We start from the raw sequence: 26,234 nt of genomic DNA, 5'->3' as shown, positions 1-26,234 counted from the left end.
ACTCCTTAATTAGCCGGTTGCGCTTCTTTAGGTTCCTTGCCAACGGAGTTGAGCAGGAACTTGCCAATCAGATCTTCCAGCACCAGCGCCGACTGGGTGTCGTGGATGGTCCCGCCATCCTTGAGCACCTGGTCTTCACCGCCCACGCTGATGCCGATGTACTTCTCGCCAAGCAACCCGGCGGTCAGGATCGAGGCAGTGGAGTCGGTCGGCAGGTTGTCCACCGACTTGTCCAGCTGCAGCGTCACCCGACCGGTGTAGGAATCACGGTCCAGATCGATGGCGGTAACCTTGCCGATGGTCACACCGGCCATGGTCACTTTAGCTCTGACCGTCAAACCGGCGATATTGTCGAAGTAGGCATAAACTTTATAGGTATCGCTGCTCGGGCTGGCCGACAGCCCGCTGACACGCAGTGCCAGCAGCAGCAGCGCCAGGATCCCGGCCAGGAGGAACAGGCCGACACCGATTTCCAGGGTGCGGTTTTGCATCAGAAATCTCCAAACATCAAGGCGGTCAGAATAAAGTCCAGACCCAGCACTGCCAACGAGGCATAAACCACGGTCTTGGTGGTGGCACGGCTGATCCCTTCTGAGGTGGGCTCACAGTCGTACCCCTGGAATACGGCGATCCAGGTCGTGACAAAGGCGAATACCAGGCTCTTGATCAGCCCGTTGAGCACGTCGTCGGTAAACGAAACACTGTTCTGCATGTTGGCCCAGAACGAGCCCTCGTAGACGCCCAGCCAGTCCACCGCCACCCACGAGCCACCCCAGATGCCGACCACGCTGAAAATCAGCGCCAGCAACGGCAGCGAGATGAAGCCGGCCCACAGGCGTGGCGCGACGATGTACTTGAGCGGGTCGACGCCGATCATTTCCAGGCTCGACAACTGCTCGGTCGACTTCATGTTGCCGATTTCGGCGGTCAGCGCCGAACCGGCACGGCCGGCAAACAGCAGCGCCGTCACCACCGGGCCGAGCTCTCGCAACAGGGTCAGGGCGACCATCTGCCCCACCGCCTGCTCCGAGCCGTACTTGGTCAGGATGCTGAAGCCCTGCAGCGCCAGCACCATGCCGATGAACACGCCGGACACGACGATGATCGCCAGCGACAGCACGCCCACCGAGTACAGCTGCCTGATCAGCAGCTGGAAGCCGCCGCCGATACCGCCACGGCCAATCAGCGCATGGAACAGGAACAGGCAGGAACGCCCCAGCACCGCCAGCACGTCGATTGCCGAGCGGCCCAGCAGGCGGACACGTTCGAGTAAGGATTTTCTGCGCATCAACGCGCCCCCAGCAAGTCGGCGCGGTAGTCAGGCGCAGGGAAGTGGAAAGGTACCGGGCCGTCCGGGTCGCCCTTCATGAACTGGCGAATGCGCGGGTTGTCCGAGCCCATCAGCTCGTCAGGCGTCCCCTGGCCCAGCACCTGGCCGTCACCTACCACATAGATGTAGTCGGCGATGCTGGCGGTTTCCGCCAGGTCGTGGGAAACGACGATGCTGGTGATACCCAGGGCATCATTGAGCAGGCGGATCAGGCGCACCAATACACCCATGGCGATCGGGTCCTGGCCGACGAACGGTTCGTCGTACATGAGGATCTGCGGGTCCAGGGCAATCGCCCGGGCCAGTGCCACCCGGCGTTTCATGCCACCGGACAGTTCGTCGGGCATCAGGTCGATGGCACCGCGCAGCCCCACGGCCTGCAGTTTCATCAGCACGATATCGCGGATCATTTCGTCCGACAGCTGGGTGTGCACGCGCAGCGGGAACGCAACGTTCTCGAACACATCGAGATCGGTGAACAGCGCGCCGCTCTGGAACAGCACCCCCATTTGCTTGCGGGCGTCGAACAGGTCGCTGCGCGACAACGTCGGCAGGTTCTGCCCGGCAACCCAGACCTCACCGCTGGAAGGGCGCAACTGCGCGCCCATCAGGCGGAGCAACGTGGTCTTGCCGCAACCCGATGGCCCCATGATACCGGTGACCTTGCCGCGCGGGATGCGAATGTCGACGTTGCTGAAAATGCTGCGCGAACCGCGTTTGAAGGTAACCCCCTTCAACTCGACCGCGTAGGCGCTATCCACACTCATCTAGACTCCTTGCTGGTGCAGCCTCGTCCTTATGGACGTCGGCCTCCATCTGGAAGGCACAAGCGCCCCTGGCAGGCCGAATAGCGGCGAACTATAGCACCGCTGGCAGCGCCGCCCCAAGGTCGGCTAACGAGTCGTTCAGCCCTGCGACAGGCTGACGAGACATACGCCACGGCAATCGAAAGCGTGAGGGTTTCTTTCATTGCAGCTATAATCGCCGCCTTTTCATCAGGCATTGCTTTTTCGACATGAGCCAATCCAGCGAGCTGATCCAATCCGCCCAACGCACCCTGCGCCTGGAACTCGAGGCCGTAGAGGCCCTGCTGGCGCGCATCGACGACAATTTCGTCAAGGCCTGCGAACTGATCCTGGCCAGCAAGGGCCGGGTCGTCGTGGTCGGCATGGGCAAGTCCGGACACATCGGCAACAAGATCGCCGCCACCCTGGCCAGCACCGGCACACCGGCGTTTTTCGTGCACCCGGCCGAAGCCAGCCATGGCGACATGGGCATGATCACCCGCGATGATGTCATCCTTGCCCTGTCGAACTCCGGCAGCACCGCCGAAATCGTCACCCTGCTGCCGCTGATCAAGCGCCTGGGCATCAAGCTGATCAGCCTGACCGGCAACCCGGACTCACCCCTGGCCCAGGCTGCCGAGGTCAACCTCGACGCCCGCGTCGAGCAGGAGGCCTGCCCGCTGAACCTGGCCCCCACCTCCTCCACCACCGCATCGCTGGTGCTGGGCGATGCGCTCGCCATTGCCCTGCTCGAAGCCCGCGGCTTCACCGCCGAGGACTTTGCCTTCTCGCACCCGGGTGGTGCGCTGGGCCGCCGCCTGCTGCTCAAGGTGGAGAACGTGATGCACGCCGGCGACGAACTGCCCAAGGTGCCCCGTGGCACCCTGCTCAAGGACGCACTCCTTGAAATGTCCCGCAAAGGCCTGGGCATGACCGTGATCGTCGAAGCCGACGGCAAGCTGGCCGGGATCTTCACCGACGGCGACCTGCGCCGCAGCCTGGACCGCAACATCGACGTCCATACCACCCTGATCGACCAGGTCATGACCGTGCACGGCAAGACGGCCCGCGCCGAAATGCTCGCGGCCGAGGCCCTGAAGATCATGGAGGACCACAAGATCGGCGCCCTGGTGGTGGTGGACCGCGAGGACCGCCCGACCGGTGCCCTGAACATGCACGACCTGCTGCGCGCCGGCGTAATGTAAAGGAGCGATGGAATGAACCAGGACCTCATGCAACGCGGCAAGCACGTCAAGCTGGCAGTGTTCGACGTGGACGGCGTGCTCACCGACGGGCGCCTGTACTTCCTCGAGGACGGCAGCGAGTTCAAGACCTTCAACACCCTCGACGGCCAGGGCATCAAGATGCTCATGGCCTCGGGCGTGACCACGGCGATCATCAGCGGGCGCAAGACCCCGGTGGTCGAGCGCCGGGCGAAGAACCTCGGCATCCCGCACCTGTACCAGGGCCGCGAGGACAAACTGGTGGTGCTGGACGGCCTGCTCGCCGAACTGGGCCTGAGCTATGCTGAAGTGGCCTACCTGGGCGACGACCTGCCCGACCTGCCGGTAATTCGCCGGGTCGCCCTGGGCATGGCGGTGGCCAACGCCGCGCCGTTCGTTCGCCAGCACGCCCATGGCGTGACCCAGGCACGTGGCGGCGAAGGCGCGGCCCGTGAATTCTGCGAACTGATCATGCAGGCCCAGGGCACCCTGGACGCTGCCAACGCCAACTACCTGTAAGGCTGCCCATGTTCAGCAAGAAAGCCCGCAACATTGCGCTGCTCGCGGTGATCGCCGCCCTGCTGGTGGCGATCGGCTACTGGAATGTCAGCCCGGAAAGCTTCCTCGACAAACCGGTGGCCCAGGTCGACGCAAGCGCCATCGACTACTACGCGGTCAACGCCCACAGCGTGCAGTTCCTGCCCGACGGCAAGCTGCAGTACGAAATGACCGCCGACAAGGTCGAACACCTCAAGGCCAGCGAAATCACCCTGCTGACCACGCCGGACCTGCACCTGTACCGCGGTACCGAATACCCGTGGCACGTGCAGAGCACCCGCGCCGAGGTCAACCCGGACGGCAGCGAGGTCGAACTGATCGACAAGGTCCGGGTTGCCCGCACCGACGAAAAGCAGCGTGAAACCATCATTACCAGCTCACGCATGACCGTGTTCCCGCAGAAGCAATATGCGCAGACCGAGCAAGCCGTTAGAATCGACGGCGCCGGTGGCACAACTACGGGCAAAGGAATGAAAGCGTATTTGAAAGAAGGCAAGATGGACTTGCTCTCTAACGTAAGAGGACAGTATGAGGCTCGTTAAAACCCTCCCCCTTTTGCTCAGCCTGAGCGCAGCACTGGGAAGCGCGAGCGCCCTCGCCCTGCCGAATGACCGTGACCAGCCTATCCGCATCCAGGCCGACAACGCCCACCTGGACGACAAGCAGGGCGTGGCCACCTACACCGGCGACGTGATCATCACCCAGGGTTCGATGATGATCAAAGGCAACACCGTGACCATCACCCGCTCCGCCTCCGGCGATATCGACGTGGTGACCTCGGTGGGCAACCTGGCCTACTTCGAGCAGCAGCAGAGCGCGGCCAAGCCGGACAAGATGAAAGGCTGGGGCGTGACCATCCAGTACCAGTCGCAGAAGGACCTGGTGATCCTCACCGACCGCGCCAAGGTCGAGAACGAAGGCAACACCACCGAAGGCGAGAAGATCGTCTACAACACCCAGACCCAGGTGGCGACCGCCGGTCGTGGTGGCAACGTGACCTCGCCGCGTCAGCGTATCGACATGGTGATCCAGCCCAAGAAGAAGGCCGAGTAAATGGCAACCCTCAAAGCCCAGCACCTGGCCAAGAGCTACAAGGGGCGGCAAGTCGTACGTGATGTCAGCCTGTCGATCGACAGCGGCCAGATCGTCGGACTGCTCGGCCCCAACGGCGCCGGCAAGACCACTTGCTTCTACATGATCGTCGGCCTGGTCCAGGCCGAGCAGGGGCGCGTGCTGATCGACAACCTCGATGTCAGCCACCAGCCCATGCACGGGCGCGCCCGCGCCGGCATCGGCTACCTGCCGCAGGAAGCCTCGATCTTCCGCAAGCTGTCGGTGGCCGACAACATCATGGCCATCCTCGAGACCCGCAAGGACCTCGACCGCGACGGCCGGCGCAAAGAGCTGGAAAGCCTGCTGCAGGAGTTCCACATCAGCCACATCCGCGACAACCTCGGCATGAGCCTGTCCGGCGGTGAGCGCCGCCGCGTGGAAATTGCCCGCGCGCTGGCGACCGCGCCCAAGTTCATCCTGCTGGACGAACCCTTCGCCGGTGTCGACCCGATCTCGGTCGGCGACATCAAGCAGATCATCCACCACCTCAAGGCCAAGGGCATCGGTGTACTGATCACCGACCACAACGTGCGTGAGACCCTGGATATCTGCGAAACCGCCTATATCGTCAATGATGGCCGGTTGATCGCCGAAGGCGACGCCGAAACCATCCTGGCCAACGACCTGGTCAAAGAGGTTTACCTGGGCCACGAGTTCCGGCTCTGAGCCCGGCACGCGCCTGGAGTACTGGCAAATCGCCCTAAAACAGCGGGTAAAGTTGTTACAGTGCTCTAGGCAAACGCTACAATTTAAGGCATAAAACTTGCTTGATCTGGCGCCCCGGCGCCCTCGTGTAGTGGATGGCGCATGCGCGCCGGCGAACAAGGTATTAAGCCCCAGCCATGAAACCATCGCTCGTCCTAAAAATGGGCCAGCAACTGACGATGACACCGCAGTTGCAACAGGCCATCCGCCTGCTCCAGCTCTCCACCCTGGACCTCCAACAGGAAATCCAGGAAGCGCTGGAGTCGAACCCGATGCTCGAACGTCAGGAAGACGGCGACGACTTCGACAACAGCGACCCGATGGCGGACAACGCCGAGAACAAGCCGGCCGCCGAAGTCCAGGACAACAGCTTCCAGGAAAGCACCACCAGTGCCGACACCCTGGAAGACGGTGAGTGGAGCGAGCGCATCCCCAACGAACTGCCAGTCGACACGGCCTGGGAAGACATCTACCAGACCAGTGCCAGCAGCCTGCCAAGCAACGATGACGACGAGTGGGACTTCACCACCCGCACATCGGCCGGCGAAAGCCTGCAAAGCCACCTGCTGTGGCAGCTGAACCTGGCACCGATGTCCGACACCGACCGCCTGATCGCCGTCACCCTGATCGACAGCATCAACGGCCAGGGCTACCTGGAAGACACTCTCGAGGAAATCTGCGCCGGTTTCGACCCGGAGCTGGATATCGAGCTGGACGAGGTCGAAGCGGTGCTGCACCGCATCCAGCAGTTCGAGCCCGCCGGCATTGCCGCCCGCAGCCTGGGCGAATGCCTGTTGCTGCAACTGCGCCAGCTGCCCGCCAACACCCCGTGGATGACCGAAGCCAAGCGCCTGGTCACAGATTTCATCGACCTGCTCGGCAGCCGTGACTACAGCCAGCTGATGCGTCGCATGAAAATCAAGGAAGACGAGCTGCGCCAGGTCATCGAGCTGGTACAAAGCCTCAACCCGCGCCCTGGCTCGCAGATCGAGTCCAGCGAGCCTGAGTACGTGGTGCCCGACGTCATCGTGCGCAAGGATAGCGACCGCTGGCTGGTGGAACTGAACCAGGAGGCCATCCCGCGCCTGCGCGTCAACCCGCAGTACGCCGGGTTCGTGCGCCGGGCCGACACCAGCGCCGACAACACCTTCATGCGCAACCAGCTGCAGGAAGCGCGCTGGTTCATCAAGAGCCTGCAAAGCCGCAACGAAACCCTGATGAAGGTGGCCACGCAGATCGTCGAGCACCAGCGCGGCTTCCTTGACCACGGTGACGAAGCGATGAAGCCGTTGGTGCTGCATGACATCGCCGAAGCGGTGGGCATGCACGAGTCGACCATTTCGCGGGTTACCACGCAGAAATACATGCATACACCGCGTGGCATCTACGAACTGAAATACTTTTTCTCCAGCCACGTCAGCACCTCCGAAGGCGGAGAATGCTCGTCCACGGCGATCCGCGCGATCATCAAGAAACTGGTTGCGGCGGAAAATCAGAAAAAGCCATTGAGTGACAGCAAGATCGCTGGTTTACTGGAGGCACAAGGCATCCAGGTAGCCCGTCGCACCGTCGCCAAGTACCGCGAGTCCCTCGGCATCGCACCGTCGAGCGAGCGCAAGCGACTGATGTAGCCCCTGAGATGTACCACAGCGTTTGTGGGGCAGGTGCAAGACCTGCCTCTTTATGCACGGGCAACAAAGGAGAAGCTGTATGCAAGTCAATATCAGTGGACAGCATGTAGAAGTCACCCAGCCACTGCGCGATTATGTGCTTGAAAAGCTCGCTCGCGTGGAAAGTCACTTCGACAAGATCACCAACGTGCAGGTCATCATGAAAGTCGAGAAGCTGCAGCAGAAGGTCGAGGCGACCTTGCAGATTCCCGGCGGCGAAGTGGTTGCCAACGCCGAACACGAAGACATGTATGCAGCGATCGATGCCTTGGCCGACAAGCTCGACCGCCAACTGAAAAAACACAAGGAAAAACAGCAAAGCCTGCTGCAAGGTGCAGCTGCCCGCTGATCCCCCTCATCCATGATCCGACTTGAAACCATCCTGACCCCCGGCCGTTCCCTCGTGAACGTGCCGGGCGGCAGCAAGAAGCGCGCCCTGGAAAAGGTCGCCACCGTCATCGCCGAACAAGTGCCAGAACTGGAGATGCAGGATGTCTTCGAAAAACTGGTCGCCCGGGAAAAACTCGGTTCGACCGGTTTCGGCAATGGCATCGCCATCCCGCACTGCCGGCTGGAAGGATGTTCCGCTCCGGTCAGCGCCCTGCTGCACCTGGAAGCCCCTATCGACTACGACGCCATCGATGGCGCGCCGGTGGACCTGCTGTTCGTCCTGCTGGTGCCGGAAGCCGCCACCGATGCCCATCTGGAACTGCTGCGCCAGATTGCCAGCATGCTCGATCGCAAGGAGGTCCGTGATCGCCTGCGTGCGGCCACCAGCAGCGAGGCCCTGTTCCAGGTTGTCCTGGACGTACAGAACGAGCACTGAACATGCGCCTGATCATCGTCAGCGGCCGGTCCGGCTCCGGCAAGAGCACCGCCCTCGATGTCCTGGAAGACAACGGTTTCTACTGCATTGACAACCTGCCCGCCGGGCTGCTGCCGCAGCTGGCGGAAAATGCGCTGATCAACACCGAATTGCAGCAACCCAAGGTCGCCGTGTCGATCGACGCGCGCAACCTGCCCAGCCACCTGACACGCTTCCCCGAACTGCTCGAAGAAGCCCGCGCCCGGCACATCCAGTGCGACGTGCTGTACCTGGATGCCGATGAAGACATGCTGCTCAAGCGCTTCTCGGAAACCCGCCGACGCCACCCGCTGACCAACGCCAACCGCTCGCTCGCGGAAGCGATTCGTGTGGAAAGCGAATTGCTGGGGCCGATTGCGGACCTGGCCGACCTGAAGATCGATACCACCAACCTGAACCTTTACCAGCTGCGCGATTCGATCAAGCTGCGCCTGCTCAACCAGCCCGAGCCTGGCACCGCGTTCCTGGTCGAGTCGTTCGGTTTCAAGCGCGGAATGCCGGTCGATGCCGACCTGGTGTTCGATGTGCGCTGCCTGCCCAACCCCTACTGGAAGCCCGAGTTGCGTGAGCACTCCGGCCTCGACCAACCGGTGATCGACTACCTGGCCGCACAGCCGGATGTCGAAGAGATGTTCAACGACATTTCCAGCTACCTGCTCAAGTGGCTGCCCCGTTTCGCCGCCAGCAACCGTGCCTACGTTACCATTGCCATTGGCTGCACCGGCGGCCACCACCGCTCGGTGTATATCACCGAACGCCTTGGCCAGTTGCTGCAGCAATCCCTGAAAAACGTCCAGGTCCGCCACCGCGACCTCTAGCCCAAGGATCCACCCCACGATGCCCGCCCGTGAAATAACCATCATCAACAAGCTGGGTCTGCATGCCCGGGCGGCAGCCAAGTTCGTCGGCGTTGCCGGCCGCTTCCCCTGCCAGGTCAGGGTTGGCCGTGCGCCGGACAAGCTGGTGGATGGCAAGAGCATCATGGCGGTGATGATGCTGGCGGCCGGCAAAGGCACCCAGGTGCACCTGCATACCGAAGGTGAGCAGGACGACGATGCCATGGCAGCGCTGGTCGAGCTGATCAACAATTATTTCGACGAAGGCGAATGAATTTCGCTGGCCCGCACGGTCCTTGTGGGAACAGCTAGATTGTCCAGTCCTTTGGGCTGCGCAAGCGGTCCGCGTACCCTGTGGGAGCGGCTTTAGCCGCGAAGAATCCAACGCGGTGATGGCACCGGCTGCGCCGGTGTTCGCGGCTGAAGCCGCTCCCAAAGCGAAGCCGGTGCCCCCCCCCATCATCAAGCGCAAGCCAATACACAGCCCCAAGCCGACCAGACCAGGTCCAACCAGGCGAAACCGCGCGCCAATAGCAGCGCAGTGCCTGCCAGCAACAGCAAAGTCCCAAGCGTCAGGCGAATCAGGCGAAACAAGCGCACACGGCTGACAGCCATCATCCCGGAGCGCATAACGGTGCGACTCACTTCAGGGCTTCGAGGTAGCGGCGCTCCACTTCCGCCCAGTCAATGACGTTGTAGAAGGCACCGATGTATTCCGGACGACGGTTCTGGTACTTCAGGTAGTAGGCATGCTCCCACACGTCCAGGCCGAGGATAGGCGTATTGCCGTGCATCAGCGGGCTGTCCTGGTTGCCGCTGCTTTCCACTGCCAGGGTTTTCTGCGGGGTCACGCTGAGCCAGGCCCAGCCACTGCCGAAGCGGGTCAGCGCAGCCTTGGTGAAGGCCTCCTTGAAGGCGTCGAAACCGCCCAGTTGCGCGCTGATGGCTTGCGCCAGCGAGCCCTGCGGCTCACCCCCACCCTGCGGCGACATCACGGTCCAGAACAGGCTGTGGTTGGCGTGCCCGCCGCCATGATTGGTCACCGCACCACGCAGGTTTTCCGGCAGTTGCCTGACCGCACCGACCAGTTTTTCCACCGGCCACTCAGCCCACTCGGTGCCTTCGATGGCGGCGTTGAGGCCATTGACGTAGGTCTGGTGGTGCCTGGTGTGGTGGATTTCCATGGTCTGCGCGTCGATGTGCGGCTCCAGCGCAGCGTAGGCATAAGGCAGTGCAGGCAAGGTATGAGGCATGTCAGCAAATTCCGTAGGCATGGGTTGGGCGATGGCCAGCGCGGCCATCGCAGGCGCTTGGGCCGTGACTCCGGGTCAGATACCACCGGCGGTGAGTTTTTCCGGGTCAAGCAGCGCTTCCAGCTGGTCGCGCGACAGGTCGGTGTGCTCCAGCGCCACATCGATGATCGGTCGGCCCTGCTTGTAGGCGGTCTTGGCGATTTCGGCGGCCTTGAGGTAGCCGATGATCGGGTTCAGCGCGGTGACCAGGATCGGGTTGCGCGCCAGGGCTTCCTTGAGCTTGCTTTCGTTGACCTTGAAGCTGGCGATGGCCTTGTCGGCCAGCAGGCGGCTGACGTTGGCCATCAGCTCGATGCTCTCCAGCAGGTTGCGGGCGATCACCGGTAACATCACGTTCAGCTCGAAGTTGCCGGACTGACCGGCGATGGCGATGGTGGCATCGTTGCCGATCACTTGGGCGGCGACCATGGCGGTGGCCTCCGGAATCACCGGGTTGACCTTGCCTGGCATGATCGAAGAGCCCGGCTGCAGGCCTTGCAACTCGATTTCGCCCAGCCCGGCCAGCGGGCCGGAGTTCATCCAGCGCAAGTCGTTGGCGATCTTCATCAGCGCCACGGCAGTAGTCTTGAGCTGGCCCGACAGCGCCACGGCGGTGTCCTGCGAGCCGATCAGGGCGAACAGGTTCTGCCCGGGGGTGAACTCGACCTGCGTCAGGCCGCTGAGCTGGCGGGCGAAGCCGGCAGCGAACTGTGGGTGGGCGTTGATGCCGGTGCCCACGGCAGTGCCCCCCTGGGCCAGCGCCTGCAGGCTCGGCAGGCTCGCTTCGATGTGTGCCTTGGCGCCTGTGATCTGCGCCGCCCAGCCATCCAGCACCTGGCTCAGGCGCACGGGCATGGCGTCCATCAGGTGGGTGCGGCCGGTCTTCACGTACTGATGCACCTGTGCCGACTTGGCCTCGATCACCTGCACCAGGTGCGCCAAGGCTGGCAGTAATTGCTCGTGCAGGGCCAGGGCGGCGCTGACGTGGATGGTGGTCGGGATGATGTCGTTGCTGCTCTGGCCGCAGTTGACGTGGTCGTTGGCGTTGACGGCGTCACCCAGCACGCGGCTGGCCAGGGTGGCGATCACCTCGTTGGCGTTCATGTTCGAGCTGGTGCCAGAACCGGTCTGGAACACATCCACCGGGAAGTGCTGGATGAAATCTTCAGCCAGCAGCTGCTCGACTGCCTTGACGATGGCCTGTCCCTGCGCAGCCGACAGCTGTTCCAGTTCGACGTTGGCCTTGGCCGCGGCAGCCTTGGCCAGCAGCAACGCACGAATGAACTGGGCCGGCATGCGCTGGCCGCTGATCGGGAAGTTGTCGACCGCGCGCTGGGTCTGGGCACCGTACAGGGCCTGGGCCGGCACCCACAGTTCGCCCATGCTGTCACGCTCGATACGGGTATCACTCATCATCAAATCCTTGCATCAGTTCATCGGGAGAAATCGACGGCAGCAGGCGGCAGTTGGCCAACTGCAGGGCGTAGGGCTGCCAACGCGGGTTCTGTGCCTCGCGGTCGAGGTTGCGCAGGTCCAGCAGCGGGCGCCAGGCCTGGTCCAGGCACAGGCAGCGCCAATGCCAGGGCAGCATGCGGTCGCAGGCGGTATCCAGCAGCAGGCGAAAGGAAGTCAGCGCCACCGTCCATGGCGAGGTCTCGGTGCAGCACACCAGGTAGCGCCCTTCGGCCAGGTAATGCTCGATCAGGCGCGGCTCGTCGGGTTCGAGCGCGCAGCGTATGCGTCGGCTGAGCCAACGCCAGTTTTCCAGGTAGGGCAGTTCGCGGAGGACGGGTTTCATGAACATCATCGCCGAGTTACTGGATAATGATATTCATTATTAAGTGATAACTAGAATCACTTCAAGGGAAAGCTGATGAAACAAAAACCCGGCGCGGGGGCCGGGTCTTCGGTTTCATTGAAAATTCTGTAGTGCCTGCACCGGCCTCTTCGCGGGTAAACCCGCTCCCACAAGGACCGCGCCACGGTACCTGTGGGAGCGGGCAAGCCCGCGAAGAGGCCGGTGCAGGTTATGGATCAACTGCCTGCTACAGTCATCCGCTCGATCAGCACCGAACCGGTGTGAATGTTGCTGCGGGTCTCAAGATCGCTGCCAATCGCGACAATCTGCTGGAACATGTCTTTCATGTTCCCGGCAATGGTCACTTCCTGCACCGCGTGCTGAATCTCGCCATTCTCGACCCAGAACCCTGCCGCGCCACGGGAATAATCCCCCGTCACCATGTTCAGGCCATGCCCCATCAGCTCGGTCACCAGCAGCCCGCGACCCATGCGGCGGATCAGCGCCGCCTGGTCTTCGACACCGTGGCTGACGAACAGGTTGTGCACGCCGCCGGCGTTGGCCGTGCTTGGCAACCCCAGCTTGCGCCCGGAATAGGTACCCAACAGGTACGACACCAGTTCGCCCTTGTCGACAAACGGCTTGGCATAGGTAGCCAGGCCATCGCCATCGAATGCGGCACTGCCCAGTGCCCGCGGAATGTGCGGACGCTCGTCGAGGGTCAGCCAGGTGGGGAACAGGCGCTGGCCAATGGTCCCCTCCAGGAACGAGGATTTGCGGTACAGGTTGCCGCCGGAGATGGCCGACAGGAAGCTGCCGAACAGGCCACCGGCCAGCTCGGCCGAGAACAGCACCGGCACCTCGCAGGTCGGCACCGGCCGCGCACCCAGGCGGCTGGCGGCACGCTGGGCAGCGCGCACGCCGATGCTACGCGGGTCGGCCAGCAGGTTGCCCTGGCGGTTCACGTCGTACCAGTAGTCACGCTGCATTTGCCCGTCGCCTTCGGCGATCATCACACAGCTCAGGCTGTGCCGGGTCGAGGCGTAGCCACCGATGAAGCCATGGCTGTTGCCATACACGCGGCAGCCCTGATGGGTATTGAGGGTGGTACCGTCGGCATTGAGGATACGTGGGTCGGCGTCGAACGCCGCCGCCTCGCAGGCCAGGGCCATCTCGATGGCCTTCTCCGGCTCCAGGTTCCAGTCGTGGTACAGGTCCAGGTCCGGAATCCCGCGGGCCATCAGCGCTGCGTCGGCCAGGCCGGAACACTCGTCCTCGGAGGTATGCCTGGCAATTGCCAAGGCGGCGGCGACGGTTTCGCGGATCGCTTCCGGGCCACTGGCCGAGGTGCTGGCCGAGCCTTTGCGCTGGCCCACATAGAGGGTGATGCCAAAGCCCTGGTCGCGGTTGAACTCGACCGTTTCGACCTCACGCTGGCGTACCGTGGTGGACAGGCCCTGCTCCAGCGACACCGCCACTTCGCAGGCACTGGCCCCCTGGCGGCGCGCTTCGGCGATGATCGCCTCGACCTGCTCCTGCAATGCTGGCAGGTCCTTGGGACCTACGCTCTGGACTGCACTCATGGTTCTCTCCACTCAAATTCTGCGTTCGGCAAGGGTCATTCTACGACCGGGCCGGACAAGCGGCCCCCGACTGGTTATCATGGCGGCGATTTCTAGCGGACTGCCACCATGGTTGATTCAAACGACGACGCCTTCGACGGCGAAAAAAGCAAAACCCAGATCAAGCGCGAGCTGCATGCGTTGGTCGAACTCGGCGAGCGCCTTACCACGCTCAAGGCCGATACCCTGGCCCGCCTGCCGTTGACCGACGAGCTGCGCAAGGCCCTGGCCGAAGCCAGCAAGCACACCGCACACGGTGCCCGCAAACGCCACATGTCATTCGTCGGCAAGCTGATGCGCGTGCAAGACCTGGATGCCATCCACGCCTTGCTCGAACAGATGGACAGCTCGACCCGCCAGTACAACGAACGCTTCCACAACCTGGAGCGCTGGCGCGACCGGCTGATCGACGGCAATGACGAAGACCTCGAGCGCTTCGTCAGCGAGTACCCCGACACCGACCGCCAGCAGCTGCGCTCGCTGGTACGCCATGCCCAGCACGAGAAGGCGCGGAACAAACCGCCTGCCGCCGCGCGCAAGGTGTTCAAGTACATCCGCGACCTGGACGAGCTGCAACGCGGCTTGCGCTGAATCGCCGGGGCCGCTTGGCGGCCCAATCGCGACACAAGGCCGCTCCCACAGTAAGTGCGCTGCCATTTCTGCACGGCGCGGTCCCTGTGGGAGCGGCCTTGCGTCGCGATAGGACCGCAAAGCGGTCCCAGATGGCCATCACGCCCCTGTACCGCCCACGGTAATCGCATCCAGCTTCAGGGTCGGCTGCCCGACCCCGACCGGCACCGACTGCCCGTCCTTGCCGCAAGTCCCTACCCCACTGTCCAGCGCCAGGTCGTTACCGACCATCGACACCCGGCTCATCGCCTCCGGGCCATTGCCGATCAGGGTCGCCCCCTTCACCGGCGCGGTAATCTTGCCGTCTTCGATCAGGTAGGCCTCACTGGTCGAGAACACGAACTTGCCGCTGGTGATGTCCACCTGGCCACCGCCGAGGTTGGCACAGTAGATGCCCTTCTTCACCGAAGCGATGATTTCCTGCGGGTCGCTGTCGCCAGCACGCATGTAGGTGTTGGTCATGCGCGGCATCGGCAGGTGCGCGTAGGATTCACGGCGGCCGTTGCCAGTCACCGCCATGCCCATCAGGCGCGCGTTCAGCTTGTCCTGCATGTAGCCCTTGAGCACACCGTTCTCGATCAGCGTGGTGCACTCGGTCGGGGTGCCTTCATCGTCCACGCTCAGCGAACCACGGCGGCCTTCGAGGGTGCCGTCGTCGACGATGGTGCACAGGCTCGACGCCACCTTCTCGCCAATGCGGCCGCTGAACGCCGAGCTGCCCTTGCGGTTGAAGTCACCTTCCAGGCCATGGCCGACAGCCTCGTGCAGCAGCACCCCTGACCAGCCCGAACCCAGCACCACCGGCAGGGTACCGGCCGGCGCCGGGATCGCTTCCAGGTTCACCAGGGCCTGGCGCAGCGCTTCGCGGGCATAGCCCATGACCCGTTCTTCGGTGAAGAAGCGGTAGTCGGTACGCCCGCCACCGCCCTGCCCGCCACGCTCGCGGCGGCCGTTCTGCTCGACGATGACGCTGACGTTGAAGCGCACCAGCGGGCGCACGTCGGCGGCCAGGCTGCCATCGGCCGCAGCGATCAGGATGCGCTCCCAGACCCCGGCCATGCTCACACTGACCTGCTGGATACGCGGGTCCAGGGCACGAGTAGCGGCGTCGACACGCTTGAGCAGCTCGACCTTTTCGGCACGGCTGAGCACATCCAGCGGGTTGTCCGCCGAATAAAGGGCGGTCACGTCCTGGCTGCGGAAGGCCTGTACCTTGCCGTTCTGCCCGGCACGCGAGATCGAACGGGCGGCCCGGGCGGCCGAGGTCAGCGCCTCGAGGTTGATCGCGTTGCTGTAGGCGAAGCCAGTCTTCTCACCGGACTGGGCACGCACGCCCACGCCCTGGTCGAGGTTGAAACTGCCCTCTTTGACGATGCCGTCTTCCAGCGCCCAGGTTTCCGAGATCTGGCCCTGGAAATACAGGTCGGCGGCATCGATGCCGGGGCCAGCCAACTCACCCAGCACGCTCTGCAGGCTGTCCAGGGTCAAGCCGCCTGGGGCCAGGAGCTGCTCACTGACGGTGGATAACATCTGGCTCATAGTCACTCCGAGGTGTGCGCAGGCCGCAACGCGCCCTGCGAGAAAAAGCGCCGGTGCGATACCACCGGCATGCGCGCCCGGATGGACGCTTGTTCGTCAATGTCGCGCTCGGCGAGCAGTACCGCTTCACCTTGCGCCTGTTCCGCGACGATGCGCCCCCAGGGGTCGACGATCGCCGCATGGCCATGGGTTTCCCGTGGCCCCGGGTGGGTACCACCCTGGGCCGCAGCCAGCAGGTAGCACTGGGTCTCGATGGCACGGGCGCGCACCAGCACTTCCCAGTGCGCCGCGCCCGTTACCGCAGTAAACGCGGCCGGCGCAGTGATCAGCTCCGCGCCGGCGGCGCGCAGCGCGCTGTACAGTTCGGGGAAGCGCAGGTCGTAGCACACGCTCAGCCCCAGCCGCCCCACCGGCGTATCAGCCACCACCACCTGGGCGCCGTGTGCGTAGTCGTCGGACTCGCGATAGCGGCCACGGTTGTCGGCAACGTCGACGTCGAACAGGTGCAGCTTGTCATAGCGTGCCGCTACCTCGCCGTGTTCGTCGATCAGCAGCGAGCAGGCATGAGCCTTGGCCTCGGGCTGGCCGACCGGTGGCAATGGCAAGGTACCGGCGACAATCCATAACTTGAGGTCGCGGGCGGTGCGTTTCAACCATGGCAGGATCGGCCCTTCGCCCAACGCTTCGGCGCGCCCGATGGCAGCGGCGTCCTTGCGGCCCATGGCGGCGAAGTTTTCCGGCAGCACGGCCAGCCGTGCACCGCCAGACGCGGCCTGCTCCAGCAGGGCACCGGCGCGCTGCAGGTTGGCCAGCACATCGTCCTGGCTGACCATCTGGATTACCGCTGCCTTCATGGGCACTCCTAGCGGGATTTCTCGAAAGGTTTCACAAATGTGATTCTAGGCTCTTTCACCGGCCCTTCGACACGGTAGTGCACGCTGGCGAAGCGCGACACGCGATCACCGATCAGCCGGTCGACCAGGAACAGCGCCCCGCCAACGGCCGGCGCGCCGACAATCAGGGCGGCCAGCGGCAGGTTGTTGGTCACCGGCAGGCTCACCTGCAGGTTGGCATCGACCCGGTCGCGTACAAGGTCCAGGGTACCGTCCAGCTCGAAGTTGCTCGACGGGCCGGTCACGGCGATTGGCTCGCGGGTCACGTAGACACCATCACTGGCCACCAGCAAGCCCTTGACCCGGTCGTAGGCCAGGCCCTTGTCGAACAGGTCGGAGAAGTCCAGGCGCAAGCGCCGGCCGATGGAGTTGAAGTTGAGCAGGCCGAACACCCGCAGCGCCTGGGCACTGCCTTCGACCTCGACGAACTGACCGGTACGCAGCGCTGCGTCCATGCTGCCGGAGAAGCGCTTGAGGCTCACCGAGGCCGGCGAACCCGGCCAGCGGCCATCCACATCCAGGCGGAAGTCGCGGCTGGTCACGGTCGGGGCAAAGCCCCAGGCCTTGAGCACATCCGCCAGGTTCTTGCCGTCCAGGCGCCCTTTGTACCAGCTGCTGGTGCTACCCGGTTCGCCTTCCCAGCCGCCGCCACCATCGATACGCAGGCCCTTGAAGTCGAGGTCGATATCGCTGGCGGTCACGCCGCGCGCGGTCGGCCGCAGCTTGAGTGACGCGCTGCCGAACAGGTCGTCACCGCGGTAGAGCTTGTCGATGCTCAGGTCCAGCGCCGGCACCTTGCGCGGGTCGAACGAGGCCAGCGGGTCCGGGCCCTCCTCGGCCTGTGCCTCGGCCTGCTTTTCAGCAGCGCTGGCGGCGGGCAGGCGCAAGGTCTGCATGCGCACGACCATGGGCGCGCCCTTGGCGTCCGGCACCCGGGCGTTGCCGATGACCTCCTTGCTGTCGAGGCGCAGATCCCAGGCCGGGCCACCACGGGCCAGACGCACCACGGCCTGGTTCAGGTCCAGGCCAAAGGCTTTCAACTGGCCGATGCTCAGGTCGACGCCCTGCAGGTTCTGCCGCGCGCTACCGCCCGGATCGTCACCGGCCAGCCGCGCCGCCTGCTCTTGCCAGGGCGCCAGGTCCAGTGCCTCCAGGCGCCCGCGTACCCGCAGGCCCTGGCCGGCAGGTAGCTGGGCGTCACCTGCGCCCAGCAACAATTCGCCACGGCCCTGGGCCAGTTTGTCAGCCGGCGCAGCATAGGCGAAGCGGGCAAGGTCGGTGTAAGCAGCATCGAAGCGCCGTTCCGGGCCTTGCAGACTCATGCTGAACCGGCTGTCACGGGTATCTGCGGCCGCCTTGCCGAACGGTGCCGGCAGGTCGATGGCCAGGCCCTTGAGGCTGGAGGTGACACTCAGGCGGTTGTCCCGGCTACCCAAGCTGACCTGCAACTGGTACGGCAGGTCGCCGGACGCAGGCAAGGCCTGGTTGAACTGCAGCCAGTCGGTCAGCGCCTTGAGCGCGACCCGACCATTGGCGTTTATGCGGGTCTGCATCTGCCCTGGCTGGCCTTCGGCGGTGATTTGCGCCGTTACCGGCTTGCCGAAGGCCTGCAGGCTGATGCCCTTGCCGCTCAGGCCCTTGTCGAAATCGAAACTGAAGTCACCCTTCAGGCGGCTCAACTCCAGGCTAGGCGGCGCGACTTTCAGCCGCGCATCGCTGGTGGCAAAGTCCACCTGCACTTTCGGCCGCTCCCCGCGGACCAGCGGAATGTCGAGCTTGACCTTGCCCTTGAGCGGCCCCTCGCCCTCCCAGCCTGCGAAGATCTCGCCAGTGCCGATTGGCGCTTCCTTGAGGATCTTCAGGCCATCGCCCAGGCTGCCGTCGAAGTCGCCATCGAGGTACAGGTGGCTTTGCTGGCCCTCGTCGACATGCGGGATATCGACGCTCACATCACTGACCTTGGTGTCGAGCAGCACGCCGCGCTGGGCCTTGATGCGCACACCGCTGTCCTCGATGAACACATCACCATCCACGTGCTGCACCTGTGGCCAGCCCGGCTGGAAGTCCAGGGCTGCATCACGCACCTTGAAGAACAGGCTGATGCTGCGGGCTTCCGGTGCGGCGCCATGGTTCAACGAGCCCTGGTACTGGAAGTAGCCTTCGTCCACCGTGCCCTTGACGATCGCGCTGCGCAACCATTCGTCGAGGGCCGGGCTGAGCACCTCGGGCAGGTACTTGGCGGTGTAGCGACCATCGCCTTCGGTCAGGCCGACGCGCAGGTCCATGTAGTCCTCGCGGCCCTCTTCGAACAACAGGCGAATGAGGAAGTCACCGGCGATCTTGCCCTCTTCGCCCAGTACCTTGAGGTAAGGCGCGACCAGGGTGAAACCTTCCTTGTCCAAGGCCCAGGTCAGGCGCGCATTGGCCTTCTGGTAGTGCCAGGGTTTGGCGAAGATCGGGTACAGGTGCAGCATGAATGCCTCGGTATCCAGGCGCAGTTCACCATGGCCAAGGTCACCGCTGATGCTGCCGCTGACATTACCGGCCGCCGGGGCATTGTGATAGGCATCGAAACCGACCTTCTCCAGGTTGGCCTCGAACTGCAGGCGCTGGTCACCCTCGGCCTTGGGCCGTGCTTGCAGGCGCACATTGCGCAGTGCGCCGGTCACCTTCAGGCCATCGACCACGGCCATGACCTTGTCCGGCAACGGCGCCAGGGCATCGATCAGCGGGGTCAACGCCGTGAGGTCGAGGCGGTCGGCCTGCACTTGCCAGCTTTCCGCGGCTGCATCCTCGCCAGGACGCTGCTGCAATTGCAGGTGCGATTCCCAACGGGTCTTGCCGATATCCATGGCCAGGGAATCGACCACTACATCGAAGCCTTGCTCCCGGCGCTGGAACCAGGCACCCAGGGCCAGGTTGTTCAGTGTGGCCGCCTTGCGCCCGGCATAGGCGCCCTGCAGCTCGGGTGCATTGAGGCGCACCACGCCCTGCTGCAACTGCCCGTTGCGCCAGTCGACCCAGAACTCGCCGCCCGCCCGCAAGGCGTCGGCATGCCACTGGCCCAGCAGGCGAGGCGGCAGCCAGCGCGCCCAGTCACTCTGCGGCAGGCTCAGGTAGGCTTCGACCTGGCCGTCGCGCCAGGCGTTGGCCGACGCACGGCTGCGCAGGTTCAGCGCCAGGGGCTGGCCATCGGGCAGGGTCGCGCGCAGGTCCAGGGCCTGGCGCGAAGCCCCGGCCTGCAGGCCGGCGCTCACGTAAGTCAGGGTCAGCGGGTCGCGCTGCCAGGGGTGCAGGGTGACCTGGCTGTCGAACACATCGATGCGGCCCAGCTGGCGCAGGCGCTGCAGCAACTCGGCCGGGTCGAGCGGCGCATCGTTCTGCTTTGGCAAGCCTTCGAGGCTCCAGGCCCCCTGCTCGTTCTCGCGCAGGATCAGTTGCAGACCGCCCAGCTGAATGCGTGCCAGGCGTACTTCGCGGGCGGTGAGGCTGGCCCAGACATCGGGTACTACCTTGACGTCGTCCAGGCGCAGGGCCGTGGCCCCATCGCCCAGTTGCAGGTCGCGCACCCGCAGCACCGGCGCCAGGCCGCTCCAGCGGCCTTCCAGGGCACCGACGTGCACGGGCAACCCCAAGGCTTGCTCGGCCTTGGCCTCCACATCGGCGCGGTACTCGGCCACCAACGGCACCAGTTCGCGACCGAGGCTGACATACAGCGCCACCAGTACCGCCAGCAGGGCGCAAACGCCCAGGCCCCAGCGGGTCAAGGCGACAAGAACGCGGGTCAGACGTCCCATGGCCATGGCCCTCCAGGTCGTTTATCCATGATGGCCCGTCGTACCGGTTTTGCCAGCCCGGGCCACCCGTGGCGCGTTTCAGAAGGCCTCAGAGCAGCACCACATCGTATTGTTCCTGCGAATACATCGACTCCACCTGGAAACGAATGGTTCGGCCGATGAAGGCCTCCAGCTCCGCGACGTTACCGGACTCTTCATCCAGCAACCGGTCGACTACCTTCTGGTTGGCCAGCACGCGGTAGCCTTCGGCCTGGTAGGCACGGGCCTCGCGCAGGATCTCGCGGAAGATTTCGTAACAGATGGTCTCGGGGGTTTTCAGCTTGCCGCGGCCCTGGCAGGCCAGGCAGGGCTCGCACAGCACTTGTTCCAGGCTTTCCCGCGTGCGCTTGCGGGTCATCTGTACCAGGCCCAGTTCGGTGATGCCGATGATGTTGGTCTTGGCGTGATCGCGCTCCAGCTGCTTTTCCAGGGTGCGCAGCACCTGGCGCTGGTGCTCTTCGTCTTCCATGTCGATGAAGTCGATGATGATGATGCCGCCAATGTTGCGCAGGCGCAGTTGCCGGGCGATGGCGGTGGCGGCCTCGAGGTTGGTCTTGAAGATGGTCTCTTCAAGGTTGCGATGGCCGACGAAGGCGCCGGTGTTCACATCGATGGTGGTCATCGCTTCAGCCGGATCGACCACCAGGTAGCCACCGGACTTGAGCGGTACCTTGCGCTCCAGCGCGCGCTGGATCTCGTCCTCGACACCGTACAGGTCGAAGATCGGCCGTTCGCCCGGATAGTGTTCGAGGCGGTCGGCGATTTCCGGCATCAGCTCGCCAACGAACTGCGTGGTCTTCTGGAAGGTTTCCCGCGAGTCGATGCGGATCTTCTCGATCTTCGGGTTGACCAGGTCGCGCAGGGTACGCAGGGCCAGGCCCAGGTCCTCGTAGATGACCGTGGGCGCGCCGCAGGTCTTGATCTGGGTGCCGATCTGCTCCCACAAGCGGCGCAGGTAGCGAATGTCCTGCAGGATCTCTTCGGCGCGCGCGCCTTCGGCCGCGGTGCGCAGGATGAAGCCGCCGGCGTCCTTGATGTTCTCGCTTTCCATGCAGTCGCTGACCACCTGCTTGAGGCGCTCGCGTTCGGCTTCGTCTTCGATCTTCAGGGAAATGCCGACATGGCTGCTGCGCGGCATGTACACCAGGTAGCGCGACGGGATCGACAGCTGGGTGGTCAGGCGCGCGCCCTTGGTGCCGATCGGGTCCTTGGTCACCTGTACCACCAGGGCCTGGCCTTCATGCACCAGGGCGGTGATGTTCTCTACCGCCGAGCCTTCACGCTGGGATATTTCCGAGGCATGGATGAACGCCGCACGCTCCAGGCCGATGTCGACGAAGGCCGCCTGCATGCCCGGCAGCACGCGCACCACCTTGCCCTTGTAGATGTTGCCGACGATGCCCCGGCGCTGGGTGCGCTCGACGTGCACTTCCTGCAGCACCCCGTTTTCCACCACCGCCACGCGTGACTCCATCGGGGTGATGTTGATCAGGATCTCTTCACTCATGGCAGGCTCTCGTCAAAGGTCTTGGGTAATGATGGATGGCGTATGCAGTGCTGGCTACCGCTGGTTTGTTACCTCTGGCGTATGCGCGGGCGATTGCCAGCAGGCGATGCCGAACTGGCCAAGCAGTTCGGCCGTTTCACTGAGGGGCAGGCCGACCACCGCCGAGTAGCTGCCGGAAAGGCCGGTGACGAACACCGCGCCCAAGCCCTGGATGGCATAGCCGCCGGCCTTGTCCGTGGGCTCGCCGCTGGCCCAGTAGCGTTGCGCTTCATCGACGCTGATCACACGGAAGCGCACTTTGCTGGTGACACACAGGCTGTGCACGCGCTGGCCATCGCTGACGGCGACCGCGGTCAGCACCTGGTGCTCGCGGCCCGACAGGTCGGCCAGCATGGCCAGGGCATCTTCGCGGTTTTCCGGTTTGCCGAGAATACGACCATCGAGCACCACGGCGGTGTCTGCGCCCAGCACTACAGCGGGCCCCTTTGGGGCCTTCGCGGGCACGCCCGCTCCCACAGGATCGGCGCTGTACCTGTGGGAGCGGGCATGGCCGCGAATGGCCTGCACTGGAGGTTCCAGGCTAGCCAGGCCGGCGGCAGCCTTGGCCCGGGCCAGGCGCTCGACGTAGGCCGGGGCGCTTTCATTGGGCAGCGGGGTTTCATCGATGGGGGCACTGACGACGCTGAACGGCACACCGATCTGGGTCAGTAGTTCACGACGACGGGGCGAGCCGGAGGCCAGGTATAGTGGGTTCATGCAGACATCTCCCTGTCAGTCGCGGCGGCGCCGTCAATTGATATGCAAGCGTCGGCGCAGGTCGCGCAGGGCGAAGCTGATCCACGGCCAGAGCAAGGCACTGATCACCGCCGACCAGACCAGCGCCAGGGTGGGCAGGCGATTGCCGGTCAGCGCGCTGAGCCACAGCTGGATCAGCTGGGCGATGCCGAAGATCACCAGGATCACCAGGCTCTGCTGCCACATGGGGAACATGCGCAGGCGCTGCTGCAAGGACAGCACCAGGAAGGTGATGAGGGTGAGGATCAGCGCGTTCTGCCCCAGCAGGGTGCCGTACAGCACATCCTCGGCCAGGCCCAGCACGAACGCGGTGGTCATGCCGACCTTGTTCGGCACGGCGAGGGTCCAGAACGACACCAGCAAGGCCAGCCACATGGGCCGGAACACGTCCATGAACTGCGGCATGGGCGAGACGCTGAGCAGCAGGCCGATGGCGAAAGTCAGCCAGATGACCCAGCCGTTGTTGCGGCGTGATGCAGCCATCATTGCCTCCGGGTGTGAGCGGGTGCGGCAGCCGGCGTAGCAGGTGCGGCCGCCGGGGCTGCAGGCTGCGCAGCCGGGGCTACCGGGGCCGCAGGTGTGGCCGGCGCGGCAGGCGCCGGTGCAACGTGCTCGCCCGTCGTGGCCGGCTGGCCTGGGGCCGAGGCGCCCTTGCGGTCAGCCTCTTCCTGGGCGATGCCGGCATCGGTGGCGCGCTGCTCCGGGGTACGTCGGTCACTGAACACCAGCAGCATGTAGCGGCTGCGGTTGAGCGCGGCGGTGGGGATGGCGCGAACGATGGCGAACGGCTGGCCGGAATCGTGAATCACTTCGTTGACCGTGGCCACCGGGTAGCCGGCCGGGAAACGTTGCCCCATGCCGGAACTGACCAGCAGGTCGCCTTCCTTGATGTCGGCGGTATCGGCCACATGGCGCAGCTCCAGGCGCTCCGGGTTGCCGGTGCCGCTGGCGATGGCGCGCAGGCCATTGCGGTTGACCTGCACCGGGATGCTATGGGTGGTATCGGTCAGCAACAGTACCCGCGAGGTGTAGGGCATCAGCTCGACCACCTGGCCCATCAGGCCACGGGCATCGAGCACCGGTTGGCCCAGGAACACGCCATCACGCTCGCCCTTGTTGATCAGGATGCGGTGGGTGAACGGGTTGGGGTCGACACCGATCAGCTCGGCCACTTCGACCTTTTCATTGACCAGCGCCGAGGAGTTGAGCAACTCGCGCAGGCGCACGTTCTGCTCGGTCAGGGCTGCCAGCTTCTGCAGGCGCCCCTGCAACAGCAGGGCTTCGGTCTTGAGCTTTTCGTTTTCGGCGATCAGTTCGGTGCGGCTGCCGAACTGGCCGGCCACACCTTGCCACGCACGCTGCGGCAGGTCGGTGATCCAGTACGACTCCATGAGTACCAGGCCCATCTGGCTGCGCACCGGCTTGAGCACGTCGAAGCGCGCGTCGACAACCATCAACGCGACCGACATCACCACCAGGACGAGCAGGCGAACGCCCAGCGAAGGGCCCTTGGAGAAAAGCGGTTTAATGGGCCGTTCCTCGTGGACGACTCAGGAGGTCATTGGACATGGGACAACGCACCAGCCTGGTTGCGGGTTGACGGATACGGCGCCCCGAACGGGCGCCAGCCCAGCACATACAGGTAGCACTGTGCGTACTACCTGTAAACCGGGCGCTCGTGAACAGCGAGCGGGATCACTCGCTGGAGAGCAGGTCCATCGCGTGCTTGTCCATCATCTCCAGGGCGCGACCGCCGCCACGGGCGACACAGGTCAGCGGGTCTTCGGCGACGATCACCGGCAGGCCGGTTTCCTGGGCCAGCAGCTTGTCCAGGTCACGCAGCAGCGCGCCACCACCGGTCAGCACCAGGCCACGCTCGGCGATGTCCGAGGCCAGCTCGGGCGGCGATTGCTCCAGGGCGCTCTTGACCGCCTGGACGATGGTCGCCAGGGATTCCTGCAGCGCTTCGAGCACTTCGTTGGAGTTCAGGGTGAAGGCACGTGGTACGCCCTCGGCCAGGTTGCGGCCGCGCACGTCGACTTCGCGTACTTCGCCGCCCGGGTAGGCAGTACCGATTTCCTGCTTGATGCGCTCGGCGGTGGACTCGCCGATCAGGCTGCCGTAGTTGCGGCGCACGTAGGTGACGATGGCTTCGTCGAAGCGGTCGCCGCCAACGCGGACAGATTCGGCATAGACCACGCCGTTCAGGGAGATCAGCGCGATTTCAGTGGTACCACCACCGATATCGACGACCATCGAACCGCGGGCCTCTTCGACCGGCAGTCCGGCACCAATGGCGGCGGCCATCGGTTCTTCGATCAGGAACACTTCACGGGCACCGGCGCCCAGGGCCGACTCGCGAATGGCGCGGCGCTCTACCTGAGTCGACTTGCATGGCACGCAGATCAGCACGCGCGGGCTCGGCTGCAGGAAGCTGTTCTCGTGCACCTTGTTGATAAAATATTGCAACATTTTTTCGCAGACGCTGAAGTCGGCGATGACGCCGTCCTTCATCGGACGAATGGCAGCAATGTTGCCAGGCGTACGGCCCAGCATGCGCTTGGCTTCGGTACCGACGGCGACGACGCTTTTCTGGTTGCCATGGGTACGGATGGCAACAACCGAGGGCTCATTCAGGACGATACCGCGCTCACGCACGTAAATAAGGGTGTTGGCAGTACCCAGGTCGATGGACAGATCGCTGGAAAACATGCCACGCAGTTTCTTGAACATGGGAAAGTGACCCTGGGGAAAGCGTGGGTAAAAAAGTGCGGCAAACTCTAACAATGGCAGGGATTTTGGGCAAGGAGCCAATATGTTAAATTGGCTGTTTTTCCGAGCACGCCAGCAGAATTTCGCGGCCGTTAGACCGCCAGAAAGCTGACATGTTCCTCACTCCGGAGCCAAATTCCGGTCTTTGTTTCCCCTGGAGATCCCCATGGCGCTTGAACGCTGCGACGTGGAAAAGATCGCCCATCTGGCCCGTCTGGGCCTGAATGATGGCGAACTGCCACGCATTACCGACGCACTGAACAGCATTCTCGGGCTGGTCGACCAGATGCAAGCGGTCGACACTACCGGCATCGAGCCACTGGCCCACCCCCTGGAGGCCAGCCAGCGTCTGCGTCCCGACCAGGTCACCGAGAGCAACCAGCGCGACGCCTACCAGGCCATCGCGCCATCGACCGAAAGCGGTCTGTACCTGGTTCCCAAAGTCATCGAGTAAGGGATAGAGCC

General features: G+C 64.1%; 27 protein-coding genes. 12 read left to right on the top strand and 15 right to left on the bottom strand.

Going from position 1 to position 26,234, the window contains the following annotated elements:
* Positions 1-5: 5 nt before the first annotated feature.
* Genes mlaD through M2S36_RS12120 form a run of 3 tightly spaced genes read right to left on the bottom strand, consistent with a single transcriptional unit; the run spans position 6 to position 2,097 of the window.
* Positions 6-491, bottom strand: coding sequence for an outer membrane lipid asymmetry maintenance protein MlaD (gene mlaD / locus M2S36_RS12130; RefSeq protein WP_003257921.1), 486 nt, complete (start codon positions 489-491; stop codon positions 6-8).
* The gene (gene mlaE / locus M2S36_RS12125; protein ID WP_063911366.1) at positions 491-1,288 is read right to left on the bottom strand and encodes a lipid asymmetry maintenance ABC transporter permease subunit MlaE; all 798 of its coding nucleotides are present in this window, start codon (positions 1,286-1,288) and stop codon (positions 491-493) included. Before mlaE ends, mlaD begins: the two co-directional genes overlap by 1 nt.
* On the bottom strand, positions 1,288-2,097 hold the full coding sequence (locus tag M2S36_RS12120; protein ID WP_012270662.1) for an ATP-binding cassette domain-containing protein: 810 nt from the start codon (positions 2,095-2,097) through the stop codon (positions 1,288-1,290). The genes mlaE and M2S36_RS12120 overlap by 1 nt, the downstream gene beginning before the upstream one ends.
* A gap of 248 nt (positions 2,098-2,345) precedes the next feature.
* Between M2S36_RS12120 and M2S36_RS12115 the strand changes: the two genes are divergently transcribed.
* From M2S36_RS12115 to M2S36_RS12070, 10 genes are all read left to right on the top strand, one after another.
* Positions 2,346-3,320: a KpsF/GutQ family sugar-phosphate isomerase gene (locus tag M2S36_RS12115; protein WP_063911365.1), complete on the top strand. Its 975-nt coding sequence runs from the start codon at positions 2,346-2,348 to the stop codon at positions 3,318-3,320.
* Positions 3,321-3,332: 12 nt separating this feature from the next.
* Positions 3,333-3,857 carry a KdsC family phosphatase gene (locus M2S36_RS12110; protein ID WP_207834684.1) on the top strand — a complete coding sequence of 175 codons (525 nt, stop codon included), beginning with the start codon at positions 3,333-3,335 and terminating at the stop codon, positions 3,855-3,857.
* An 8-nt stretch (positions 3,858-3,865) separates the two neighbouring features.
* On the top strand, positions 3,866-4,438 hold the full coding sequence (lptC, locus tag M2S36_RS12105; protein WP_207834686.1) for an LPS export ABC transporter periplasmic protein LptC: 573 nt from the start codon (positions 3,866-3,868) through the stop codon (positions 4,436-4,438).
* Positions 4,425-4,949: a lipopolysaccharide transport periplasmic protein LptA gene (gene lptA, locus M2S36_RS12100; RefSeq protein WP_063911362.1), complete on the top strand. Its 525-nt coding sequence runs from the start codon at positions 4,425-4,427 to the stop codon at positions 4,947-4,949. The genes lptC and lptA overlap by 14 nt, the downstream gene beginning before the upstream one ends.
* Entirely contained in the window at positions 4,950-5,675 is a 726-nt protein-coding gene (gene lptB / locus M2S36_RS12095) for an LPS export ABC transporter ATP-binding protein (RefSeq protein ID WP_003255132.1), read from the top strand.
* 176 nt (positions 5,676-5,851) lie between these two features.
* Positions 5,852-7,345, top strand: a complete 1,494-nt coding sequence (locus M2S36_RS12090; RefSeq protein ID WP_063911361.1) for an RNA polymerase factor sigma-54 — start codon at positions 5,852-5,854, stop codon at positions 7,343-7,345.
* A 79-nt stretch (positions 7,346-7,424) separates the two neighbouring features.
* Positions 7,425-7,733, top strand: coding sequence for a ribosome hibernation-promoting factor, HPF/YfiA family (gene hpf, locus M2S36_RS12085; protein WP_003255135.1), 309 nt, complete (start codon positions 7,425-7,427; stop codon positions 7,731-7,733).
* Positions 7,734-7,745: 12 nt separating this feature from the next.
* Complete coding sequence (ptsN, locus tag M2S36_RS12080; RefSeq protein ID WP_015269060.1) at positions 7,746-8,210, top strand: PTS IIA-like nitrogen regulatory protein PtsN; 465 nt, start codon at positions 7,746-7,748, stop codon at positions 8,208-8,210.
* A gap of 2 nt (positions 8,211-8,212) precedes the next feature.
* Positions 8,213-9,067, top strand: a complete 855-nt coding sequence (gene rapZ / locus M2S36_RS12075; protein ID WP_207834688.1) for an RNase adapter RapZ — start codon at positions 8,213-8,215, stop codon at positions 9,065-9,067.
* 19 nt (positions 9,068-9,086) lie between these two features.
* Positions 9,087-9,359: an HPr family phosphocarrier protein gene (locus M2S36_RS12070; protein ID WP_013971075.1), complete on the top strand. Its 273-nt coding sequence runs from the start codon at positions 9,087-9,089 to the stop codon at positions 9,357-9,359.
* A gap of 367 nt (positions 9,360-9,726) precedes the next feature.
* Here the strand turns inward: M2S36_RS12070 and M2S36_RS12065 are convergent, their stop codons facing one another.
* From M2S36_RS12065 to pmbA, 4 genes are all read right to left on the bottom strand, one after another.
* Positions 9,727-10,338: a superoxide dismutase gene (locus M2S36_RS12065; RefSeq protein ID WP_333957206.1), complete on the bottom strand. Its 612-nt coding sequence runs from the start codon at positions 10,336-10,338 to the stop codon at positions 9,727-9,729.
* Positions 10,339-10,413: 75 nt separating this feature from the next.
* Entirely contained in the window at positions 10,414-11,790 is a 1,377-nt protein-coding gene (locus M2S36_RS12060; protein WP_333957205.1) for a class II fumarate hydratase, read from the bottom strand.
* On the bottom strand, positions 11,783-12,184 hold the full coding sequence (locus M2S36_RS12055) for a hypothetical protein (RefSeq protein WP_063911358.1): 402 nt from the start codon (positions 12,182-12,184) through the stop codon (positions 11,783-11,785). Before M2S36_RS12055 ends, M2S36_RS12060 begins: the two co-directional genes overlap by 8 nt.
* A gap of 227 nt (positions 12,185-12,411) precedes the next feature.
* Complete coding sequence (gene pmbA, locus M2S36_RS12050) at positions 12,412-13,758, bottom strand: metalloprotease PmbA (RefSeq protein ID WP_333957204.1); 1,347 nt, start codon at positions 13,756-13,758, stop codon at positions 12,412-12,414.
* Between the two features lie 108 nt (positions 13,759-13,866).
* Here pmbA and yjgA point away from each other — a divergent pair, with 108 nt between their 5' ends.
* Positions 13,867-14,388: a ribosome biogenesis factor YjgA gene (yjgA, locus tag M2S36_RS12045; protein WP_207834694.1), complete on the top strand. Its 522-nt coding sequence runs from the start codon at positions 13,867-13,869 to the stop codon at positions 14,386-14,388.
* A gap of 138 nt (positions 14,389-14,526) precedes the next feature.
* Here yjgA and tldD read toward each other — a convergent pair whose 3' ends face one another.
* The 8 genes from tldD to mreB all read right to left on the bottom strand — a co-directional run bounded on the left by tldD (position 14,527) and on the right by mreB (position 25,730).
* Positions 14,527-15,966 carry a metalloprotease TldD gene (gene tldD / locus M2S36_RS12040; protein WP_063911355.1) on the bottom strand — a complete coding sequence of 480 codons (1,440 nt, stop codon included), beginning with the start codon at positions 15,964-15,966 and terminating at the stop codon, positions 14,527-14,529.
* 2 nt (positions 15,967-15,968) lie between these two features.
* On the bottom strand, positions 15,969-16,820 hold the full coding sequence (locus M2S36_RS12035; RefSeq protein ID WP_015269054.1) for a carbon-nitrogen hydrolase family protein: 852 nt from the start codon (positions 16,818-16,820) through the stop codon (positions 15,969-15,971).
* 8 nt (positions 16,821-16,828) lie between these two features.
* Positions 16,829-20,662, bottom strand: coding sequence for a YhdP family protein (locus M2S36_RS12030; RefSeq protein WP_207834712.1), 3,834 nt, complete (start codon positions 20,660-20,662; stop codon positions 16,829-16,831).
* A gap of 82 nt (positions 20,663-20,744) precedes the next feature.
* Positions 20,745-22,202 carry a ribonuclease G gene (gene rng, locus M2S36_RS12025; RefSeq protein ID WP_013971067.1) on the bottom strand — a complete coding sequence of 486 codons (1,458 nt, stop codon included), beginning with the start codon at positions 22,200-22,202 and terminating at the stop codon, positions 20,745-20,747.
* Positions 22,203-22,256: 54 nt separating this feature from the next.
* Positions 22,257-22,958 carry a Maf family protein gene (locus tag M2S36_RS12020; protein ID WP_333957203.1) on the bottom strand — a complete coding sequence of 234 codons (702 nt, stop codon included), beginning with the start codon at positions 22,956-22,958 and terminating at the stop codon, positions 22,257-22,259.
* 33 nt (positions 22,959-22,991) lie between these two features.
* Complete coding sequence (gene mreD, locus M2S36_RS12015) at positions 22,992-23,480, bottom strand: rod shape-determining protein MreD (RefSeq protein WP_063911352.1); 489 nt, start codon at positions 23,478-23,480, stop codon at positions 22,992-22,994.
* On the bottom strand, positions 23,480-24,466 hold the full coding sequence (mreC, locus tag M2S36_RS12010) for a rod shape-determining protein MreC (protein ID WP_063911351.1): 987 nt from the start codon (positions 24,464-24,466) through the stop codon (positions 23,480-23,482). The genes mreD and mreC overlap by 1 nt, the downstream gene beginning before the upstream one ends.
* 226 nt (positions 24,467-24,692) lie before the next feature.
* Complete coding sequence (gene mreB, locus M2S36_RS12005) at positions 24,693-25,730, bottom strand: rod shape-determining protein MreB (protein ID WP_003255163.1); 1,038 nt, start codon at positions 25,728-25,730, stop codon at positions 24,693-24,695.
* A 205-nt stretch (positions 25,731-25,935) separates the two neighbouring features.
* Between mreB and gatC the strand changes: the two genes are divergently transcribed.
* Positions 25,936-26,223, top strand: a complete 288-nt coding sequence (gatC, locus tag M2S36_RS12000; protein WP_003255165.1) for an Asp-tRNA(Asn)/Glu-tRNA(Gln) amidotransferase subunit GatC — start codon at positions 25,936-25,938, stop codon at positions 26,221-26,223.
* Positions 26,224-26,234 lie beyond the last annotated feature (11 nt).

The organism is Pseudomonas sp. SF2, assembly GCF_036858055.1.
Lineage (GTDB): Bacteria > Pseudomonadota > Gammaproteobacteria > Pseudomonadales > Pseudomonadaceae > Aquipseudomonas.
The sequence above is the reverse complement of the archived record's forward strand: the minus strand, read 5'-3'. Positions and strand labels throughout refer to the sequence as shown.

What these genes read in the sequence shown, in the direction of transcription:
- mlaD (WP_003257921.1), bottom strand. Translation starts at nt 491, where the DNA reads ATGCAAAACCGCACCCTGGAAATCGGTGTCGGCCTGTTCCTCCTGGCC.
- M2S36_RS12030 (WP_207834712.1), bottom strand. Translation starts at nt 20,662, where the DNA reads ATGGCCATGGGACGTCTGACCCGCGTTCTTGTCGCCTTGACCCGCTGG.
- M2S36_RS12065 (WP_333957206.1), bottom strand. Translation starts at nt 10,338, where the DNA reads ATGCCTCATACCTTGCCTGCACTGCCTTATGCCTACGCTGCGCTGGAG.
- ptsN (WP_015269060.1), top strand. Translation starts at nt 7,746, where the DNA reads ATGATCCGACTTGAAACCATCCTGACCCCCGGCCGTTCCCTCGTGAAC.
- M2S36_RS12060 (WP_333957205.1), bottom strand. Translation starts at nt 11,790, where the DNA reads ATGAGTGATACCCGTATCGAGCGTGACAGCATGGGCGAACTGTGGGTG.
- rapZ (WP_207834688.1), top strand. Translation starts at nt 8,213, where the DNA reads ATGCGCCTGATCATCGTCAGCGGCCGGTCCGGCTCCGGCAAGAGCACC.
- lptC (WP_207834686.1), top strand. Translation starts at nt 3,866, where the DNA reads ATGTTCAGCAAGAAAGCCCGCAACATTGCGCTGCTCGCGGTGATCGCC.
- tldD (WP_063911355.1), bottom strand. Translation starts at nt 15,966, where the DNA reads ATGAGCCAGATGTTATCCACCGTCAGTGAGCAGCTCCTGGCCCCAGGC.
- mreD (WP_063911352.1), bottom strand. Translation starts at nt 23,480, where the DNA reads ATGGCTGCATCACGCCGCAACAACGGCTGGGTCATCTGGCTGACTTTC.
- M2S36_RS12110 (WP_207834684.1), top strand. Translation starts at nt 3,333, where the DNA reads ATGAACCAGGACCTCATGCAACGCGGCAAGCACGTCAAGCTGGCAGTG.
- M2S36_RS12020 (WP_333957203.1), bottom strand. Translation starts at nt 22,958, where the DNA reads ATGAACCCACTATACCTGGCCTCCGGCTCGCCCCGTCGTCGTGAACTA.
- M2S36_RS12070 (WP_013971075.1), top strand. Translation starts at nt 9,087, where the DNA reads ATGCCCGCCCGTGAAATAACCATCATCAACAAGCTGGGTCTGCATGCC.
- pmbA (WP_333957204.1), bottom strand. Translation starts at nt 13,758, where the DNA reads ATGAGTGCAGTCCAGAGCGTAGGTCCCAAGGACCTGCCAGCATTGCAG.
- lptA (WP_063911362.1), top strand. Translation starts at nt 4,425, where the DNA reads ATGAGGCTCGTTAAAACCCTCCCCCTTTTGCTCAGCCTGAGCGCAGCA.
- rng (WP_013971067.1), bottom strand. Translation starts at nt 22,202, where the DNA reads ATGAGTGAAGAGATCCTGATCAACATCACCCCGATGGAGTCACGCGTG.
- lptB (WP_003255132.1), top strand. Translation starts at nt 4,950, where the DNA reads ATGGCAACCCTCAAAGCCCAGCACCTGGCCAAGAGCTACAAGGGGCGG.
- mreB (WP_003255163.1), bottom strand. Translation starts at nt 25,730, where the DNA reads ATGTTCAAGAAACTGCGTGGCATGTTTTCCAGCGATCTGTCCATCGAC.
- M2S36_RS12090 (WP_063911361.1), top strand. Translation starts at nt 5,852, where the DNA reads ATGAAACCATCGCTCGTCCTAAAAATGGGCCAGCAACTGACGATGACA.
- M2S36_RS12115 (WP_063911365.1), top strand. Translation starts at nt 2,346, where the DNA reads ATGAGCCAATCCAGCGAGCTGATCCAATCCGCCCAACGCACCCTGCGC.
- yjgA (WP_207834694.1), top strand. Translation starts at nt 13,867, where the DNA reads ATGGTTGATTCAAACGACGACGCCTTCGACGGCGAAAAAAGCAAAACC.
- hpf (WP_003255135.1), top strand. Translation starts at nt 7,425, where the DNA reads ATGCAAGTCAATATCAGTGGACAGCATGTAGAAGTCACCCAGCCACTG.
- mreC (WP_063911351.1), bottom strand. Translation starts at nt 24,466, where the DNA reads ATGTCGGTCGCGTTGATGGTTGTCGACGCGCGCTTCGACGTGCTCAAG.
- gatC (WP_003255165.1), top strand. Translation starts at nt 25,936, where the DNA reads ATGGCGCTTGAACGCTGCGACGTGGAAAAGATCGCCCATCTGGCCCGT.
- mlaE (WP_063911366.1), bottom strand. Translation starts at nt 1,288, where the DNA reads ATGCGCAGAAAATCCTTACTCGAACGTGTCCGCCTGCTGGGCCGCTCG.
- M2S36_RS12055 (WP_063911358.1), bottom strand. Translation starts at nt 12,184, where the DNA reads ATGATGTTCATGAAACCCGTCCTCCGCGAACTGCCCTACCTGGAAAAC.
- M2S36_RS12120 (WP_012270662.1), bottom strand. Translation starts at nt 2,097, where the DNA reads ATGAGTGTGGATAGCGCCTACGCGGTCGAGTTGAAGGGGGTTACCTTC.
- M2S36_RS12035 (WP_015269054.1), bottom strand. Translation starts at nt 16,820, where the DNA reads ATGAAGGCAGCGGTAATCCAGATGGTCAGCCAGGACGATGTGCTGGCC.